Annotated in this window: 18 protein-coding genes; 11 read left to right on the top strand and 7 right to left on the bottom strand. The window is 73.0% G+C overall.

Annotation, left to right across the window (positions count from 1 at the left end; all coding sequences use genetic code 11):
• The first annotated feature begins 72 nt into the window (after positions 1-72).
• From rpsL to tuf, 4 genes are all read left to right on the top strand, one after another.
• A complete protein-coding gene (gene rpsL, locus IH54_RS0122695) occupies positions 73-444 on the top strand; it encodes a 30S ribosomal protein S12 (protein WP_031519741.1) in 372 nt (123 codons plus the stop codon).
• 2 nt (positions 445-446) lie between these two features.
• Positions 447-917: a 30S ribosomal protein S7 gene (gene rpsG, locus IH54_RS0122690; protein ID WP_031519738.1), complete on the top strand. Its 471-nt coding sequence runs from the start codon at positions 447-449 to the stop codon at positions 915-917.
• A 38-nt stretch (positions 918-955) separates the two neighbouring features.
• Entirely contained in the window at positions 956-3,082 is a 2,127-nt protein-coding gene (fusA, locus tag IH54_RS0122685) for an elongation factor G (protein WP_031519736.1), read from the top strand.
• Between the two features lie 82 nt (positions 3,083-3,164).
• Positions 3,165-4,358, top strand: a complete 1,194-nt coding sequence (tuf, locus tag IH54_RS0122680) for an elongation factor Tu (protein WP_031519734.1) — start codon at positions 3,165-3,167, stop codon at positions 4,356-4,358.
• A gap of 94 nt (positions 4,359-4,452) precedes the next feature.
• Here tuf and IH54_RS0122675 read toward each other — a convergent pair whose 3' ends face one another.
• Together IH54_RS0122675 and IH54_RS0122670 are read right to left on the bottom strand one after the other, a co-directional pair.
• A complete protein-coding gene (locus tag IH54_RS0122675; protein WP_052397753.1) occupies positions 4,453-6,483 on the bottom strand; it encodes a hypothetical protein in 2,031 nt (676 codons plus the stop codon).
• Complete coding sequence (locus IH54_RS0122670; RefSeq protein ID WP_031519729.1) at positions 6,480-7,187, bottom strand: ABC transporter ATP-binding protein; 708 nt, start codon at positions 7,185-7,187, stop codon at positions 6,480-6,482. Before IH54_RS0122670 ends, IH54_RS0122675 begins: the two co-directional genes overlap by 4 nt.
• A 258-nt stretch (positions 7,188-7,445) precedes the next feature.
• Between IH54_RS0122670 and IH54_RS0122665 the strand changes: the two genes are divergently transcribed.
• Both IH54_RS0122665 and IH54_RS0122660 read left to right on the top strand, forming a co-directional pair.
• The gene (locus IH54_RS0122665; protein ID WP_063762350.1) at positions 7,446-8,693 is read left to right on the top strand and encodes a GDSL-type esterase/lipase family protein; all 1,248 of its coding nucleotides are present in this window, start codon (positions 7,446-7,448) and stop codon (positions 8,691-8,693) included.
• A 213-nt stretch (positions 8,694-8,906) separates the two neighbouring features.
• A complete protein-coding gene (locus IH54_RS0122660; RefSeq protein WP_031519724.1) occupies positions 8,907-9,314 on the top strand; it encodes a hypothetical protein in 408 nt (135 codons plus the stop codon).
• A gap of 202 nt (positions 9,315-9,516) precedes the next feature.
• Here the strand turns inward: IH54_RS0122660 and IH54_RS40100 are convergent, their stop codons facing one another.
• Positions 9,517-9,753 carry a hypothetical protein gene (locus IH54_RS40100; RefSeq protein WP_031519721.1) on the bottom strand — a complete coding sequence of 79 codons (237 nt, stop codon included), beginning with the start codon at positions 9,751-9,753 and terminating at the stop codon, positions 9,517-9,519.
• A gap of 127 nt (positions 9,754-9,880) precedes the next feature.
• Between IH54_RS40100 and IH54_RS0122650 the strand changes: the two genes are divergently transcribed.
• The 5 genes from IH54_RS0122650 to IH54_RS0122630 all read left to right on the top strand — a co-directional run bounded on the left by IH54_RS0122650 (position 9,881) and on the right by IH54_RS0122630 (position 12,853).
• Positions 9,881-10,228 carry an ArsR/SmtB family transcription factor gene (locus tag IH54_RS0122650; protein ID WP_031519719.1) on the top strand — a complete coding sequence of 116 codons (348 nt, stop codon included), beginning with the start codon at positions 9,881-9,883 and terminating at the stop codon, positions 10,226-10,228.
• A gap of 5 nt (positions 10,229-10,233) precedes the next feature.
• Positions 10,234-10,470, top strand: a complete 237-nt coding sequence (locus tag IH54_RS0122645; protein WP_199923445.1) for a hypothetical protein — start codon at positions 10,234-10,236, stop codon at positions 10,468-10,470.
• A gap of 69 nt (positions 10,471-10,539) precedes the next feature.
• On the top strand, positions 10,540-11,367 hold the full coding sequence (locus IH54_RS0122640) for an alpha/beta fold hydrolase (RefSeq protein ID WP_031519715.1): 828 nt from the start codon (positions 10,540-10,542) through the stop codon (positions 11,365-11,367).
• Between the two features lie 110 nt (positions 11,368-11,477).
• A complete protein-coding gene (locus IH54_RS0122635) occupies positions 11,478-12,587 on the top strand; it encodes a tetratricopeptide repeat protein (protein ID WP_159011999.1) in 1,110 nt (369 codons plus the stop codon).
• A gap of 86 nt (positions 12,588-12,673) precedes the next feature.
• Positions 12,674-12,853 (top strand): hypothetical protein, encoded by a 180-nt coding sequence (locus IH54_RS0122630; protein WP_031519711.1) that lies wholly within the window; start codon positions 12,674-12,676, stop codon positions 12,851-12,853.
• Here the strand turns inward: IH54_RS0122630 and IH54_RS0122625 are convergent.
• From IH54_RS0122625 to IH54_RS0122610, 4 genes are all read right to left on the bottom strand, one after another.
• On the bottom strand, positions 12,846-14,897 hold the full coding sequence (locus tag IH54_RS0122625; RefSeq protein WP_031519710.1) for a hypothetical protein: 2,052 nt from the start codon (positions 14,895-14,897) through the stop codon (positions 12,846-12,848). The two genes, IH54_RS0122630 and IH54_RS0122625, sit on opposite strands and share 8 nt — an antisense overlap.
• Positions 14,898-15,019: 122 nt before the next feature.
• Positions 15,020-15,850: a phosphotransferase enzyme family protein gene (locus IH54_RS0122620; protein ID WP_031519708.1), complete on the bottom strand. Its 831-nt coding sequence runs from the start codon at positions 15,848-15,850 to the stop codon at positions 15,020-15,022.
• Positions 15,851-15,860: 10 nt separating this feature from the next.
• On the bottom strand, positions 15,861-16,328 hold the full coding sequence (locus IH54_RS0122615) for an SAM-dependent methyltransferase (RefSeq protein ID WP_031519706.1): 468 nt from the start codon (positions 16,326-16,328) through the stop codon (positions 15,861-15,863).
• A 41-nt stretch (positions 16,329-16,369) separates the two neighbouring features.
• Positions 16,370-16,957, bottom strand: a complete 588-nt coding sequence (locus IH54_RS0122610; protein WP_031519704.1) for a Uma2 family endonuclease — start codon at positions 16,955-16,957, stop codon at positions 16,370-16,372.
• Positions 16,958-17,113: the final 156 nt, after the last annotated feature.

Genomic DNA, 17,113 nt, shown 5'->3' with positions numbered 1-17,113 from the left:
GACACACCCGACCGCGTGGGTCGGAGCCCAGGTTAGTTTTATCGAGATCGGCACAGAGAAACCGGAGATACGGTGCCTACGATCCAGCAGCTGGTCCGGAAGGGCCGGCAGGACAAGGTCGACAAGAACAAGACGCCCGCGCTGAAGGGTTCCCCGCAGCGTCGCGGCGTCTGCACGCGTGTGTACACGACCACCCCGAAGAAGCCGAACTCGGCCCTCCGTAAGGTCGCCCGTGTGCGCCTTACCAGTGGCATCGAGGTCACCGCTTACATCCCGGGTGAGGGCCACAACCTGCAGGAGCACTCGATCGTGCTCGTGCGCGGCGGTCGTGTGAAGGACCTGCCGGGTGTTCGCTACAAGATCATCCGCGGCTCCCTCGACACGCAGGGCGTCAAGAACCGTAAGCAGGCCCGCAGCCGCTACGGCGCCAAGAAGGAGAAGTAAGAATGCCTCGTAAGGGCCCCGCCCCGAAGCGCCCGGTCATCATCGACCCGGTTTACGGCTCCCCTCTGGTGACGTCCCTCGTCAACAAGATCCTCCTGCACGGCAAGCGCTCCACCGCCGAGCGCATCGTGTACGGCGCTCTGGAGGGCCTGCGCGAGAAGGCCGGGGTCGACCCGGTCATCACGCTCAAGCGCGCTCTGGAGAACATCAAGCCGACCCTGGAGGTCAAGTCCCGCCGTGTCGGTGGCGCGACCTACCAGGTCCCGGTCGAGGTCCGCCCGGGCCGGCAGAACACCCTGGCGCTGCGCTGGCTGGTCGGGTACTCCCGCGCCCGCCGCGAGAAGACCATGACCGAGCGGCTCATGAACGAGATCCTCGACGCCAGCAACGGCCTCGGGGCTTCCGTGAAGCGCCGTGAGGACACGCACAAGATGGCCGAGTCCAACAAGGCCTTCGCGCACTACCGCTGGTAGTCGCTACCCCCATCGAGACCGAGAGAAGACTGAGCCACATGGCCACCACTTCACTTGACCTGGCCAGGGTCCGCAACATTGGGATCATGGCCCACATCGACGCGGGCAAGACGACCACCACCGAGCGGATCCTGTTCTACACCGGTGTCTCCTACAAGATCGGTGAGGTCCACGACGGCGCTGCCACGATGGACTGGATGGAGCAGGAGCAGGAGCGCGGCATCACCATCACGTCCGCCGCGACGACCTGTCACTGGCCGCTCGAGGACGTCGACCACACCATCAACATCATCGACACCCCCGGGCACGTCGACTTCACGGTCGAGGTGGAGCGTTCGCTCCGCGTCCTCGACGGTGCCGTCACCGTGTTCGACGGTGTCGCCGGTGTGGAGCCCCAGTCCGAGACGGTGTGGCGGCAGGCCGACCGCTACGGCGTTCCCCGCATCTGCTTCGTCAACAAGCTCGACCGCACCGGCGCGGAGTTCCACCGCTGCGTCGACATGATCGTGGACCGCCTCGGTGCGACCCCGATCGTGATGCAGCTGCCGATCGGCGCCGAGGCCGACTTCAAGGGCGTGATCGACCTCGTCCAGATGAAGGCCCTGGTGTGGTCCGCCGAGGCGACCAAGGGCGAGATGTACGACGTCGTCGACATCCCGGCCACGCACACCGAGGCCGCCGACGAGTGGCACGGCAAGCTGCTGGAGACCGTCGCCGAGAACGACGAAGAGATGATGGAGCTGTACCTGGAGGGCAACGAGCCCACCGTGGAGCAGCTGTACGCGGCGATCCGCCGTATCACCATCAACTCCGGCAAGGGCGGCGACACCACCGTCACCCCGGTGTTCTGCGGTACCGCGTTCAAGAACAAGGGTGTGCAGCCGCTGCTCGACGCCGTCGTGCGCTACCTGCCCTCCCCGCTGGACGTCGAGGCCATCGAGGGCCACGACGTCAAGGACGCCGAGGTCGTCGTCAAGCGCAAGCCGTCCGACGACGAGCCGCTGGCCGCCCTGGCGTTCAAGATCATGAGCGACCCGCACCTGGGCAAGCTCACCTTCGTCCGGGTCTACTCGGGCCGCCTGGAGTCCGGTTCGGCAGTGCTGAACCCGGTGAAGGGCAAGAAGGAGCGGATCGGCAAGATCTACCGGATGCACGCGAACAAGCGTGAGGAGATCGAGTCGGTGGGCGCCGGCGACATCGTCGCCGTCATGGGTCTGAAGCAGACCACCACCGGTGAGACGCTGTGCGACGACAAGTCGCCGGTGATCCTGGAGTCCATGGACTTCCCCGCGCCGGTCATCCAGGTCGCGATCGAGCCCAAGTCCAAGGGCGACCAGGAGAAGCTGGGTGTCGCCATCCAGCGTCTCGCGGAGGAGGACCCCTCCTTCCAGGTCCACTCGGACGAGGAGACCGGCCAGACGATCATCGGCGGTATGGGCGAGCTGCACCTCGAGGTGCTGGTCGACCGTATGCGGCGCGAGTTCCGCGTCGAGGCCAACGTCGGCAAGCCGCAGGTCGCCTACCGCGAGACCATCCGCAAGGCGGTCGAGCGGGTCGACTACACCCACAAGAAGCAGACCGGTGGTACCGGTCAGTTCGCGAAGGTGCAGATCGGCATCGAGCCGATCGAGGGCGGCGACGCGTCGTACGAGTTCGTCAACAAGGTCACCGGTGGCCGCATCCCCCGGGAGTACATCCCGTCGGTGGACGCGGGTGCGCAGGAGGCCATGAAGTTCGGCATCCTCGCCGGCTACGAGATGGTGGGCGTCCGCGTCATCCTGATCGACGGCGGCTACCACGAGGTCGACTCCTCCGAGCTCGCGTTCAAGATCGCCGGTTCGCAGGCCTTCAAGGAGGCCGCGCGCAAGGCGAGCCCTGTTCTCCTCGAACCGATGATGGCCGTCGAGGTCACCACCCCCGAGGACTACATGGGCGACGTGATCGGCGACCTCAACTCCCGCCGTGGCCAGATCCAGGCCATGGAGGAGCGCAGCGGCGCCCGGGTCGTCAAGGGCCTGGTTCCGCTGTCGGAGATGTTCGGCTACGTCGGTGACCTGCGGTCGAAGACCTCGGGCCGGGCCAGCTACTCCATGCAGTTCGACTCCTACGCCGAGGTTCCGCGGAACGTCGCCGAGGAGATCATCGCGAAGGCCAAGGGCGAATAACTCGCCTTAGGCTTGAAATCCAGCAAAGATCACCTGGCGCCGATGAAGCAAGGCGTACAGATCCATCCCCAGGAGGAACCCAGTGGCGAAGGCGAAGTTCGAGCGGACTAAGCCGCACGTCAACATCGGCACCATCGGTCACATCGACCACGGTAAGACGACCCTTACCGCGGCGATCACCAAGGTGCTGCACGACGCGTACCCGAACCTGAACGAGGCCTCGGCGTTCGACCAGATCGACAAGGCTCCCGAGGAGCGCCAGCGCGGTATCACCATCTCCATCGCGCACGTCGAGTACCAGACCGAGTCGCGCCACTACGCCCACGTCGACTGCCCGGGTCACGCGGACTACATCAAGAACATGATCACCGGTGCCGCCCAGATGGACGGCGCGATCCTGGTGGTCGCCGCGACCGACGGCCCGATGCCGCAGACCAAGGAGCACGTGCTCCTGGCCCGCCAGGTCGGCGTTCCGTACATCGTCGTCGCCCTGAACAAGGCCGACATGGTGGACGACGAGGAGATCCTCGAGCTCGTCGAGCTCGAGGTCCGTGAGCTGCTCTCCGAGTACGAGTTCCCGGGCGACGACCTGCCGGTCGTCCGCGTCTCCGCGCTCAAGGCCCTCGAGGGCGACAAGGAGTGGGGCGAGAAGCTTCTCGGCCTGATGGCGGCCGTCGACGAGGCGATCCCGACCCCCGAGCGTGACGTCGACAAGCCGTTCCTGATGCCGATCGAGGACGTCTTCACGATCACCGGTCGTGGCACCGTCGTCACCGGTCGTATCGAGCGCGGTATCCTCAAGGTCAACGAGACCGTGGACATCATCGGTATCAAGACCGAGAAGACCACCACCACGGTCACCGGCATCGAGATGTTCCGCAAGCTGCTCGACGAGGGCCAGGCCGGTGAGAACGTCGGTCTGCTGCTCCGCGGCATCAAGCGCGAGGACGTCGAGCGCGGCCAGGTCATCATCAAGCCGGGTTCGGTCACGCCGCACACCGACTTCGAGGCCCAGGCCTACATCCTGTCGAAGGACGAGGGTGGTCGTCACACCCCGTTCTTCAACAACTACCGTCCGCAGTTCTACTTCCGGACGACCGACGTGACCGGCGTCGTGACCCTCCCCGAGGGCACCGAGATGGTCATGCCGGGCGACAACACCTCCATGAGCGTTCAGCTGATCCAGCCGATCGCCATGGAGGAGGGCCTGAAGTTCGCCATCCGCGAGGGTGGCCGGACGGTCGGCGCCGGCCAGGTCACGAAGATCGTCAAGTAGTCTCCGACGTGACTTCGTGAGCTGCCCGCTCACACCGTGAAGGTCCCGCACCCCCTCGGGGGTGCGGGACCTTCCGCATGTGCGGGGCGGGGCCTCAGCGGAAGAGGCGGTCCGCCGCCCGCCCGGCGAGGAGCGCGAGGCCCGCCGCGAGGGCCAGGGCGACGACCACCATCTGGGCCGGCGGCCCGGCGAGGGCCAGGGCAAGGCCGCCGCACGCCAGGAGGGGCCCCGCGGCGTACCAGGCCAGATAGACGAGCGGGCCCGGATCGCCCGCGGGCGTCGCGAGCCCCAGGAAGAGCAGCTGCGTGCGGGCCGGACCGCGAGCCGCCGAAACGAGCGCCCCCGCGGCCAGGGCAGGCGCGCACGCGGGCAGCAGCACCAGGGCGGAAGGGTGCCCGGCGGCGGCGTACGGTACGGCCGCGAGCAGCCCCAGCGCCGCCCCGAGGACCGCCGGCACCACGCCGTGCAGCAGCATCAGCCGGCGGAAGCGGTAGGGCGCCCAGGCGGCCCGCCGTACGTCGTCGGTCTCCAGCCGTGCGGGCTCCGCGAGCGTCCCGACGGCCAGATACCCGGCGAGCAGCCCGAGCACGAGCCCGACCCAGCGCCGCTCGCCGCCCAGGTCCGCACCGGCGCCCGCGGCGAGCGCCCCGCCCGCCGTCCAGACGGCGGCCTTGCCGAGCCGTCCCGGCGTGCGGAGCAGCGTCAGCAGGTCGCGCCAGGGCACCAGGAGGTGCCGCCCGAGCCGACCGCGCGGCGGGCGGAAGCGCAGCGTGCGGACGGCTGGGCCGCCCCCGTCCGCGGCCATGATCGCGAGCTTGGCGGCGCGCAGTTCGAGGGACCAGGCCACCGCGGAGACGGCCGCAGCGGTCGCGGCCCGCTCCCGGAGCCGGGCGGTGGGCACGCGCCCGGCGTCCCGGTGGGCGGCGAGCAGCGCCGCGGCGGTCGCGGCCGCGAGCAGCGCGACGGCGGCGGGCCAGCCCGGCGCCCGCCCCCCGACCGCGTGCACGACCGGCTGCCCGGCCCAGCCCCAAGGCCCGCTCCACAGCTCGGCCTGCTCGACCGCGGGGGAGCGGTGCCCCTTGGCGGCGAGTGCGGCCTGCCCGGCGAGCGCGGCGAGCACCAGCACCGCGGGCGCGGTCCAGCGCCGTACGGCCCGGCCCCACACGGGCCTCCGCTCCACCGCCATCCCCAGCGCGACCGCGAGCAGCGGCAGGCACACGGCGCCGGGCAGGACGGCGAGCAGCGCGCCGCCGAGCGAGGCGAGCCGCGTGACGTCCAGGACGGCCGCGCACCCGAGCCCGGCGAGCAGCCCCGCGAGCGGGGCGAGCCCCGCGGTGAGCCAGAACCACGGGCGCAGTACGCGTTCGCGCCGGACCGGCTGCGCCAGCAGCCACCCGGCGGTCGGCCCCGGCACGACGACGGGCCCGCGCCACAGCGCGTCCCGCGCGGCGAGCACCCCGAGCGCGACGGCCCCGAAGGCGGCAGCTGCGGGCATCGCCGCCCGCAGCTCCCGGGCGAGCGCCCCGTGCGCACTCCCGTCGTCGAGCCCGCGCAGGAAGCTCACGACGAAGCTGCTGCCGTATCCGGCGAGCGCGATGACCACGGTGTACGCGGCGACCGCCATCTCCCGCCCCTTGGCCCGCCGCCGCGCCCGCCGCTTGCCCCGCAGCCACGTCATGACCTCGTCGGTCCGGTCGTCCTCGTCCTCGGACCAGGGGGCGTCGTCGAGGCCGTCGTCGGAGTCGTCGGGCTCGCCCGGTGGGGTGGTGCGGGTCTCGTCCGGCGGGTCGGCGCGGGGGTGGTGGTCGGGCTCGCCCGGTGGGGTGGTGCGGGTCTCGTCCGGTGGGGTGGTGCGGGGGTGGTGGTCGGGCTCGCCCGGCGGGGTGGCCGGGCGCGGGTTCTCGCCGTTCGCCGGGGTCGCGCCCGCCGGGGTGCCGGGCGTGGGAGGCCGGGCTTCGTCCGTGCCAGAGTGCGGCGCGTCCGGCCGGGTGGCCGGGCCTGCGGCGGCCGGGTCGGCCTTCGTCGGTGCCCGCGGCGTTCCGGCGGCAGCCGGGGTCGCGCCCGCCGGGGTGCCCGGCGACGGGGGCCGGGCCTCTTCCGCGCCGGGGGGCGCTTCCTCGGTCATGCCCGTACGCCCAGCTCGCGCAGTACGTCCGCGGGCGGGCCGTCGGCGATGACGCGGCCGTCCTCCAGGGCGACGAGCCGGTCGGCGACGGCCTCGGCGAGGTCGGGCTGGTGCGTCGCGAGCAGGACGGCGGTCCCGTCCTCCTTCTCCGCGACCAGCAGCTCCGCGAGCCGGGTGCGCGCGGTGGGGTCGAGCCGCTGCTCGGGTTCGTCCAGGATGAGCAGCTCCCGCGGCCGTACGAGGGCGGCGGCCAGCATGAGGGACTGGAGCTGCCCGGAGGAGAGGGAGCCGGGCAGCGCGCGGGCGTGGTCGGCGAGGCGGCGGTCGGCCAGCACCTGGTCGATCCAGGCGTCGGCGTCGTCCACGGCGTGCGCGATCGTGACCAGCTCCAGGTGCTCGCGCACGGTGAGGTCCGGGTAGCACGCGGCGGCGTCCCCGACGACCGCGACCCTGGCCCGTACCTCCGGGTCGTCCTCCCGTACCGTCCGCCCCGCGAAGAGCGCGTCACCGGCGGTGGGGGTGTCCCGCCCGGCCGCGATCCGCAGCAGCGTCGACTTGCCGGAGCCGTTGCGCCCGTAGAGCGCCACGCACTCCCCGCGCCCGACGTCCAGGTCCAGCGGCTCCAGCGCCCGCCGCTCCCCGTACGTCCGGCCGACCTTCCGCAGCCGCAGCAGCGCTCCGCCGCCACCGCCCGTCGCGCGCATGACGCCTCCGTACGGGTGAAGTGATTCGTGTCCGCCCGACCTTAATACGGGTCCGCCGAGCGGCCGCGGCCCGCACCCCGTGCGCACGCCGGCCGTTCGACGCGGCTCGACACCTTCCCCTCCGGAGCGGGCCCGTCACCGGCGGCGTGCCTGTTCACGCACGTGTCTTGACGTGTGGGCAGCGGCGTCGTTTCGTCAATGGGAGCGCTCCCATATCTATGGGTGCGCGCGATCCCCCCTCCCGGAAGGACACCGGACATGTCCCGCGAACTCCTCCTCACCAGGCCCGCCCGGCGGGCGCCGAGATTACTGCTCGCGCTGCTCCTGCTCGCCCTCGGCGCGGTCGCCGCGGTGGGCGGCGCCCGCTCGGCGTCGGCCTCCGCGCCCACCGCCGCGCGCGCCGCCGTCCCGGCCGCCGCGGCGGCCCCCGTCAAGGTCATGCCGCTCGGCGACTCGATCACCGGCTCGCCCGGCTGCTGGCGGGCCCTGCTCTGGAACCAGCTCCAGGCCGCGGGCTACACCGACATCGACTTCGTCGGCACCCTCCCGCCGCAGGGCTGCGGGGTCGCGTACGACGGCGACAACGAGGGCCGCGGCGGCATCCTCGCCACCAACATCGCCAGCCAGAACCAGCTCCCGGCGTGGCTCGCCGCCACCACCCCGGACGTCGTCCTCATGCACCTCGGCACCAACGACGTCTGGAGCAACATCCCGCCCGCAAAGATCCTCGCCGCCTTCACGACGATGGTCGGCCAGATGCGCCAGAGCAACCCCGCGATGCAGGTGCTCGTCGCGCAGATCCTGCCGATGAACCCCGGCAACTGCGCGGAGTGCGCGCAGCGCGTCATCGCCTTCGACGCGGCGATCCCGGCTTGGGCGCAGTCCATCAGCACTGCGCAGTCGCCGGTGACGGTCGTCGACCAGTGGACCGGCTTCGACGACGCGACGGACACGGGGGACGGCGTCCACCCGAACGACGCGGGCATCGCGAAGATGGCCGCACGCTGGTACCCGCCGCTGGCGGCGCTGCTGGCGAAGGACGGGGGGACGTCGGGCGGGACGTCGGCGGGTACGTCGACCGGCACCTCGGCGGGTACGTCCACGGGTACGTCCACCGGTACGTCGACCGGCACCTCGGCGGGTACGTCCACGGGCACGTCGAGCGGAACCTCCACCGGCTCCACCGGCTCCACCGGCTCCACCGGGGGCACCGGTGGCAGGGACTGCTCTGCCGTGCTCACCGTCAGCAATTCCTGGCAGGGCGGCTACCAGGCGTCCGTCACCGTCACCGCGCTGCACGCGATCACCAGTTGGACGGTCACGCTCACCGGCGTCACCGTCAGCCAGGGCTGGGGCGGGGTCTTCACGACCAACCCCGACGGCTCGGTGACCGTCCACAGCGAGCCGTGGAACGGCACCCTCGGCGCGGGGGCGTCCACCACCTTCGGCTTCCTCGCGACGAGCAGCCCGAGCCCGGCACCGACCGTCACCTGCTCCACGCCCTGACGCGGTCAGCGCGCCGTCAGCACGCCGTCAGCGTTACGGACCCGCCTCCGCGTCCGCCTCTGCCCACCGCCGGGCGCCAGGTGCCGGAGGCGGGCCAACGGCAGGGCTCCGTGCGCGCGTTGGCGGGCTGTTGGCGGCGCGTTGGCGGCCTCGCACAGGATCGGGTCCGACGCCGGTCACGGACCGGCGGCCGGATTCGGAAAGCGGGGAGACATGACGAAGAAGATGAGCGTAGTGCGCAGAGCCGCCGTGGTGGCGGGTGCGATGGCCGGTGCGGGCGCGCTGGTGCTGGGCACCAGCGGGGTCGCGTCCGCGGAGACGGCGCGGTACACCGTCTGGAGCGGCAACTGCCACGCGACGATGATGACCGAGAACAACTCCCTCACCGGCTGGCAGGTCCGCAACCTGGTCGACAACTACGGCAGCGTGGACTGCTCCGGCTGGATGGACTGGGCGCCCGAGGGCAACACCAGCCACTTCTACGGCCTCCAGAACCGCATCTGGGTCGGCCCCGGCCGGTCCCTGGAGAGCGGCTACGTGCCCGACAACAGCCCCGCCCTGACGCGGGTGTGCATCCAGGCGAACAACGACGGGACGGCGCGCTGCTCGTCCTGGTGGTAGCCGGACCACCACCGGGGCGGCGCGGACTGCCCGTCGCGGTGGTGCGGCGGTGGAATGCGTGACGGGCCGCGGCGAACTGACCATTCGCCGCGGCCCATTGCCGTGCTCGGCCGGGTACGGACGCGTGCCTCGTACGGACCTGGGCCGTACGAAATCCGGGCCGTACCGCCCCTGGCGCCCCTGCCGCCCTGCCGCCCCGCGCTCAGACCGGCTTGTGGGCGAACAGGTCCAGATGGCCGCACGACGTGCAGCGGAAGGCCTCGATCTGCCAGCGCTGCTTGCCCATCCGCCGCGCCCCGCCGAATATGCCGCGCTGCAGCGGCCCGGCGATCCAGCGGGCGTAGCCCTTCGAGCCTTCGCCGGAGTCCTCGATGAAGCCGGGTTCCAGCGCGGTCCCGCCGCAGCTGCTGCACTTCGCGGACCGGCCTGCGGCCGGCATTTCCCCCGAGTAGCTGTCCATGACGCCTGAGCGTGGCGGACGGCCCGCTGCTCCGGCAAGGCGTACGCGCGGTTGACAGTGACAGTCGGCACGTGCAAATAATTCCTTGCACGTGCAGGAGGAGCTTATGGAAACCACGGATCTGACGGGCGAGGGTCTGGTGAAGGTGCTGGCGACGCTCGCCAGCCCGCACCGGATGCGCGTCCTCGCGGCCCTGTCGTCCGGTCCCACCTACGTGAGCCAGCTGGCCCGCGACCTGGGGATCAGCAGGGCGCTGCTGCAGGTGCACCTCAAGCGTCTGGAGACGGCCGGACTGGTCGCGGCGCGGATCGAGGTGTCCGACGACGGCAAGGCGATGAAGTTCTACGAGGTCGCGCCGTTCGACCTGCACCTCACCCCGCGGACGCTGACCGCCGCGGCCCGGACGCTCCCGGAGATCGCAGAGCGCGGCGAGGCCGCGCAGAAGGAGTCGTGACGCACATGCCCAACTGGCTCATCGAAGAAGTCGTCGTCCTCGCGATATTCGGCGCCGTGCTGGTCACGGTCATCCGGCAGGTCGGCGCGCACCTTCGCGCGCGGGCGCAGCTGACGCGGGAGGCGGAGTTCCGCACGATCAGCGAGCGGTCGGTCGCGTCGCAGGAGGCGACGCAGCGCAGCCTCGCGGAGATCTCGGTGCGGATGGCGAAGATCGAGCGCGTCCTCCAGGAGGTGGAGTAGGCGGCGCGGGGGGAGCGGGCGGCCCGATTATCGGTGGCGGGCGCGCCGGGCGGCTGCGAGCATCCCGGCATGCTCAGCCTGCCGCCCGGGAAGGGTGCTCTCCGCTACGTCGTCGAGGGCCGGCCGCTGTCCGCCGCCTCCTCCGCTCCCTCCTCCTCCGTGTCCGCCGCCCCGCCCGTCGTCCTCGTCCACGACGGCCTGACCGATCACCACGTGTGGGACGAGGTCGCGCCCGTGCTGGCCGCGGACCGTACGGTCGTCCGCTACGACCTGCGCGGCTTCGGCCAGTCGCCGCCGCCGGACGGCCCCTTCGAGGAGGTCGCCGACCTCGCCGCGCTGCTCGACCACCTGGGGCTCGCCCGGGTGAACCTCGCGGGTCTGTCGTGGGGCGGGCGGATCGCGGTGGAGTTCGCGCTGACCCACCCGGAGCGGGTGAGCGCCCTCGCCGCCTTCTCGCCGCCCTGGCCCGGCTTCGACCGCTCGCCCGAACTGCGCGCCTACGACGCGGCGGAAGGGACGGCGCTGGCGGCGGGCGACCTGGACGCTGCGGTCGAGGTCAACCTCGACATGTGGCTGCGCGGCCCCGCCCGCCCCTGGTCAGCGGTCCCGCCCGCCCTGATCTCGCGCGTCCGCGCCCCCCTGCGGACGGCCCTGGCCAACCAGCCCACGGTGGAGGCCCACTCCCAGCCGGGCACCGCCCTCCCCGCGACGGCCCTGACCAGCCCCACCCTGATCGGCGCCGGAGCCCTCGACACCCCCGACTTCGTGTCGATGGCCCACCACTACGCCACCGCGATCCCGACCGCGACCCTCGTCCCCTTTCCGACCGCGGGTCACCTCATCCCGCTGGAGGCCCCTGCCGCCGTCGTCGCGGCACTGCGCGGCGTGGGTTTCTAGGGGGCGCTGTCGGACCGCGCCGCTACGATGGCCGCCACTGGGGAATGGGCTGGGGGGCCGGGGTGGGAACACTGTCGTGGCGCGGTCGACGATCGCGGCAGCAGGTGGGCGTGGACGCCGAGTTGAAGGACGCCACGGCGCTGTTCGGCAAGGATCTGGTCGCCGCGGAGCAGCGGTTGCGTGATCTGCTGGCCGTGCGGGAAAGCGCGCGGAAGCCGGATCCCGGCAGGGTGGTGGCGGTCCAGACGGTGCTCTGGATGGTCGAGATGGCCTTGGACCGGCCCGAGGAGGCACTGCGGCTTGTCGACGCGGCGCGGTCCCTGGTCGAGTCGGACCGGCGGCCGCCGCTCAACAGGGTGCTGGGCCTGCGCAGCATGGCCGCGACCACGCATCTGCTGTGCGGCCGGTTCGCCCTGGCCGAAGCCGAGCTGGCGGACGTGGCGAAGCTCTACGGCGCGTGCTCCGCGCCGACCCCGTCGACCGTGAAGGCGTATTTCGCCAGCCGGATCGTGTACTCCCGGCTGCTGAGCGCCCAGGCCCGCTTCGGCGAGGCCGTCGCATTCGTGGACGACCTCGTACCGAGGCTGGTCATGGTGCTGGGCGCCCAGCACAAGCTGGTCTACCGCACCCTGCTGCTCCGTGCCGATGTCCTGGCCGTGCTCGGCCGCTACGAGCAGGCGGAGTCGGAATGCCGGGCCCTGCTGGCGGTGCGGCCCGGTTCGGTCCCGGAGGTGGAGCGCGCCGGAAGCGCCTGCGGCCTGGCCTACTGCCTCGTCGAGACCGGCCGCGCCGCCGAGGCGGAAACGGTCCTGCGCGACCTGCTGGCCCCGTCCGAGCGCGACCACCCGACCGGCCCCGTCACGACGACCCTGCGCCGCGAGCTGGCCAACGCGCTGTCGCGGCAGGGCCGTTACGAGGAGGCGCTGGCACTCGTCGAGGCCGCGCCGACGAGGGCGCTGGACGCCCCGGGCAGACACTGTTTCCAGCGGGCAACGGCCCTGCACGGCCTCGGCCGCCGCACGGAGGCCGAGGCCGCGGCCGAGGAGGCACTCGTGGCCGCCCGCGCCGCCCTGGCGCCCGCCCACATCGCCGTCCTGGAGATCCGCACGGTCCTGGCCCGTATCCGCGACACCCCCGAGGAGTGGGCCCCCGTCACCGCCGACTGGCTCACCCACTACGGCCCCGACCACCCCCGCACCCGCGCCGCCGCGGACCACTAGCGGCGCCCGCCCGCTCGGGTGCCGCACCCGGTGAGGCGCTGGACGGGCTGGACTACGAGCCGGGCCCGCCGATCCTCACCCCGCGGGTGACCGTCGTCGCGACCGGCGGGCCCTTCACCCAGATCCGCACCACCGCCGGGGACCGCACCGAACTCCTCGACGACATCTGGTCCGCCCTGACGCCCGAACTGCGCGTCGCAGCAGCAACGTTCGCCCCGAACGGCCTCGCCGGCGCCGAGATCCGGCAGACCGTTCCGGTCAGCTAGCCGCGAGCAGCCGGCGGGCCAGGTCGCGGAGTTGGACGTCCGGGTGCGGTTCCTCCGCCGTGGACGGGCCCAGTTGGCGGCGGGGGGAGGTGGCGAACTCCGTGAGGGCGGGGTGGAGTTCGGCCGGGGCGGGGCCCATCGCGGCGAGGGCCTTGAGGGCCTTCAGGCCGGTCGGGGTGGGGGCCACGGCCGCGGTCAGGACGGGGGTCGCGCGGGCCGGGTCGCCGGTGAGCCAGAACGTGGCCGCGGCCGCGGCGACACGCGTCGGCTCGTAGGGCTCCCGCAGCAGCGACTCGACGCGGGGGAGGAGTCGGGAGGCCGCCGGGCCCAGGGCTTCGATGAGGGGCAGGTGCAGGGGGGCTTCGCCGGGGGAGGCCAGCAGCGGGGCGAGGACGTTCACGGCGGCGGCCGGCTCGCCGGTGAGCCGGGAGTAGGCCACGGCCGCGGTTGCCCGCATGCGGGTGTCTCGGTGGTGCAGCGCCATCCGCAGCAGGCCCAGGACCTCCGGCGAGCCCGCGCCCGCATCGCCCAGCGTTCGCGCCGCCGTGAGCCCGGCGCGGTCCTCGCGCAGGCACCCGGTCAGCTCCTCCTGGGCCTCGCGCACCGCCGCCGGGCCGAGCGCGGCCAGCGCCTCGACGAGGATGACGGCGTCGCCGCCCCAGAGCTTCGGCGCCGCCAACTCGCGGCGCAGCACCGGCACGAGCCGCGCGGACTGCGCCGGGAAGTGCACGGCCGCCGCCCGCAGCGCCGCCGGGCCGGGCCGCTCCGGGAGCAGGTCGAGGGCGCGCGGGTCGCGGGCGCGGACGAGGGCGAGCAGCGCCTCCCTCGCGGGCTGGTCCTCCGCGCCGGACGCGTGCGCGTGAAGCGTGTCGCGCAGCCGTACGCCGGGCGCGGGGTCCAGGGCGACCCACCGGGTGACGGCGCCGATCCGGTTCGCCAGCTCACCGGGGTGCCGCGCGTGCGGCAGCGCGTCGAGGGCGAGCGCGAGGAAGGCGGGCTCGCGGTCCCGCCACTCGTGGAGGACGTTCTCGGCGAGGTTGCTGCCGCGCCGCTCCTCGTCGCCGTCCGCGATCCAGCGGGCCGCGACCTCGAAGGTGGCGTCCGGGTCCGCCGCGAGGACGTCGCCGAGGGCGCTGACCTGCGTCCCGGGCAGGTCGGTGCCGGGCCAGGGGAAGTCCGCCACCAGCCGGTCACCGCGGGAGGCCCCGGGGGCGTCGTCGGCCTCGTACGAGCCGGGCGCGCCGTCGGCGTCCTCCGCCTGCTCCTCCGCCTCCTCTTCCGCGTACGAGGGGTCGTACGGCCCCTCCGTCGCCTCCGCCCACAGGTCCGCGAGGTCGGCGGCGGCGGAGTCGCCCTCCCCGTACTCCCCGTACTCCCCGTCGTCCTCGTACCCCTGCTCCGGCTCGGCCTCCGCGAAGATCCGCACCACCTCCGGTGCGTACGGGGGGCCCGAGGTCATGGCCGTGAGGATGGCCGCCGCCAGGCGTATCGGCGGCTGCGGGCTGTCCAGGGGGAGGGCGCCGGTGCGGCCCAGCAGCACGCGCAGCGCGAGCGCGTCGGCGCGTATCGGCACCACCGGGTCGGCGGCGTAGAGCGCGTCGGCCTCCGCGAGGGCCGACTCCCGTACCTGCGGGGCCAGTAGATCGGCCGCCGCCGCGGGCAGGCGCAGGGCCGCGCGGCGGACGGCGGGGGCGGGGTCGCGCAGGCAGGGGAGCAGCCCCTCGACCTCGCGCGCGACCGCCGCCCGCACCGCGGCGTCCTCGTGGGGCTCGGCGAAGAGGGCCAGCAGCATCAGCGCGCCGTCCCGCTGGCGGCTCGGCGAGTGCAGTGCGGCGTGCGCGAGGAAGGGCACGGCCTGGACGGCGGACGACGCGTATCCGGGGGTGTCTCCCTGGAAGGCCCCGTTCAGCTCGAACAGCGCCTCGCCCACGGCCTCCTCGTCCCCGTACAACCCCCTGAGCATCCCCGGCAGATCCTCGGCGGAGCCGTACGCGTGGGTGAGCTTCCGCCACCGGACGCGGTCCAACTCGTGCGGCGGGCGCATGGCACGGCTCCTCTCGTGGACTCCCCGGCCCCACCGACCCTAGCGCCCGCGACTACGCCCCGCGCCCCTCCTGCAACGTGCCTCCGGCGGCCCCAACCGGCCGCGGGACGCGGGCACTTCGCTCACGGCATCTCCGTCAGCAGCGCCGCGACGAAGCGCTCGCGGTTCGCGGTCTGCCAGGACTGGAGGCGGTCCCAGCGCTGCCAGCCGCCCAGTTTCGCGTGGGCGGCGGTGTAGACGGGGTCGCCTGCGGCGAGGCGGGCGGTGACGAAGGCGCGGCCCGCGGCGGTGGCCTGCTCGACGAGGGCGGGGAGGGCGGCGCGGTCTTCCGGGGAGAGGCCGTAGGCGTCGGCGAGGACGCGGAGGCGGGGGAACGGGTCGGGAGCGGTGGGGTAGTGGACGGCGGCCGTGGCGGGGTCGAGCACGGGGACCCAGTAGCGGGCGGTCATGGCGACGTCCCAGAGGGGGCGGCCGGGGGCGGCGAGGTCGAAGTCGATGAAGGCGGCGGCGCGGCCGGAGCGGAAGACGACGTTCTCCGGGCAGATGTCGTTGTGGCACAGGAGCGTGCCGCCCTCGGGGTCGGCGAGTTCGCGCGGCCAGTCGGCGGCGCGGTCGACGGGGATCAGGGCCGCCGTGTCGTGGAGTCGGCGCAGCAGCCGCCCCACGGACGCGAGCGCGTCGTCCGTCATCACCCACGCGGGAAAGGGCGGCAGCGCGACCTCGCCGGGAACGAAGGTGAGCTGCTCGCGGCCGTCTCCCGCGAGCCGTACGGGAGCCGGCGCCCCCGTGAAGCCGCGCTCGGCCAACTCCCGCAGGTGCGCGTGCAGCGCGCGGGCGGTCGGCGGCGCGGGGCGGTCGACGACGTCCCCCCGCCGGAAGACCGCGCCCGCGTTGGCCAGCCCTCCGGCCAGCACTTCCGCCGTCCCGCCGCCGTCCGCGCGCTCCGTCGTCATGGCGGCCAGGCTACGGCGTGAAGTAGTCCGCCATCATGCGGCTCACCCACTCCGGCTGCGTGACGTCCATGACGCGGAACTCCTCCATCACCGGCTTGAGGTCGATCACCGGAGTGCCGGACACCGCGTCGAGCCCCACGACCGTCAACTCCCGCCCCTGGACGGACTCGACGGCGCAGCACGTCACCCCGATCCGGTTCGGCCTGCGCGGTCCGCGCCCGGCGAAGACCCCCATCGGCGGCAGATCCGCGCGCCCGCGGTACGGGTGCGGCTCGCGGTAGTCGTCCTTCTCCGCGAACTGGTCGAAGACGAAGAGGACTTCGACGTGGGAGAAGCTCTCCAGCCCTTGCAGGCACGCCTCCCCGAACCGCTCGTCGACGGTGATGACGCTCCGGACGGCCCCCCAGTTGTCCGTGTCCTGGACGTCCGTCCGGTCGTTCCGGACCGTGCCGATCGGTGTGATCTCGAAGCTGGTCATGGCAACGTTGTACCTCTTCGGCGACGTGCCGCGCGGATGCGTCACGTGTAGCGGGGGAGATTGTCCGTGGATATCGTCCACTCCCCGATCGTCACGTCCTCGCCGTAGACGAAGTCCGTACGTGTCGCGTAGCGCGGGCCGTTCGGCGTCGGATGGATGTCGCTCAGCACGGCGCCCTCGCCGGTGCGCGGGTCGAAGAGGACGTAGACGGGGATGCCGAGAAGCGGGTAGTCGCGCATCTTGCCGACCCAGTCGTTGTCCGGGTTCGACCGCGAGACCACCTCGATCGCCGCGAGCAGGGTGCCGGGGTCGAAGGAGCCCTCGACCTCCATGTCCGCCTCGGCGATCACCATGACGTCCGGGTGGCGCATGACGCCCTCGTGGACGTCCTCCACGTCCGGCGTGCCGGTGTGCGCGAGCAGGCCCTCCGGCATGACCTTCTCCAGCCTGCGGCTGACCCGGGCGGCGGTCAGCTCGTGGGGGCCGCCGGGAGAGGCTGCGTCGTGGACGATCCCCTCCCTGGTGATCTCCAGCTTGCCGGGTACGGCGTGCCGCTTCTGCTCGACGATGTCCCGCATGGCCAGGTAGGGGAGCGCGGCACGCTGTGCGTCGCCGGGGGCGGTGGTCAGGTGCCCGCTCCTTCCGCTCCGTGGGCTCGTGCTTTTCCTGCTGACGGGCACTCCCGAGGCCGACCTGGCGTTCGCGGCTGCCTCACTCCTCCGCCGCGGGCTCCTCCGGCGGGGCGGGTGGCTGGGGCGGCGTGGAGGGCATGGGCGGGGCGGCGG

The organism is Streptomyces sp. NRRL F-5123, from assembly GCF_000721495.1.
Lineage (GTDB): Bacteria > Actinomycetota > Actinomycetes > Streptomycetales > Streptomycetaceae > Actinacidiphila.
The sequence above is the reverse complement of the archived record's forward strand: the minus strand, read 5'-3'. Positions and strand labels throughout refer to the sequence as shown.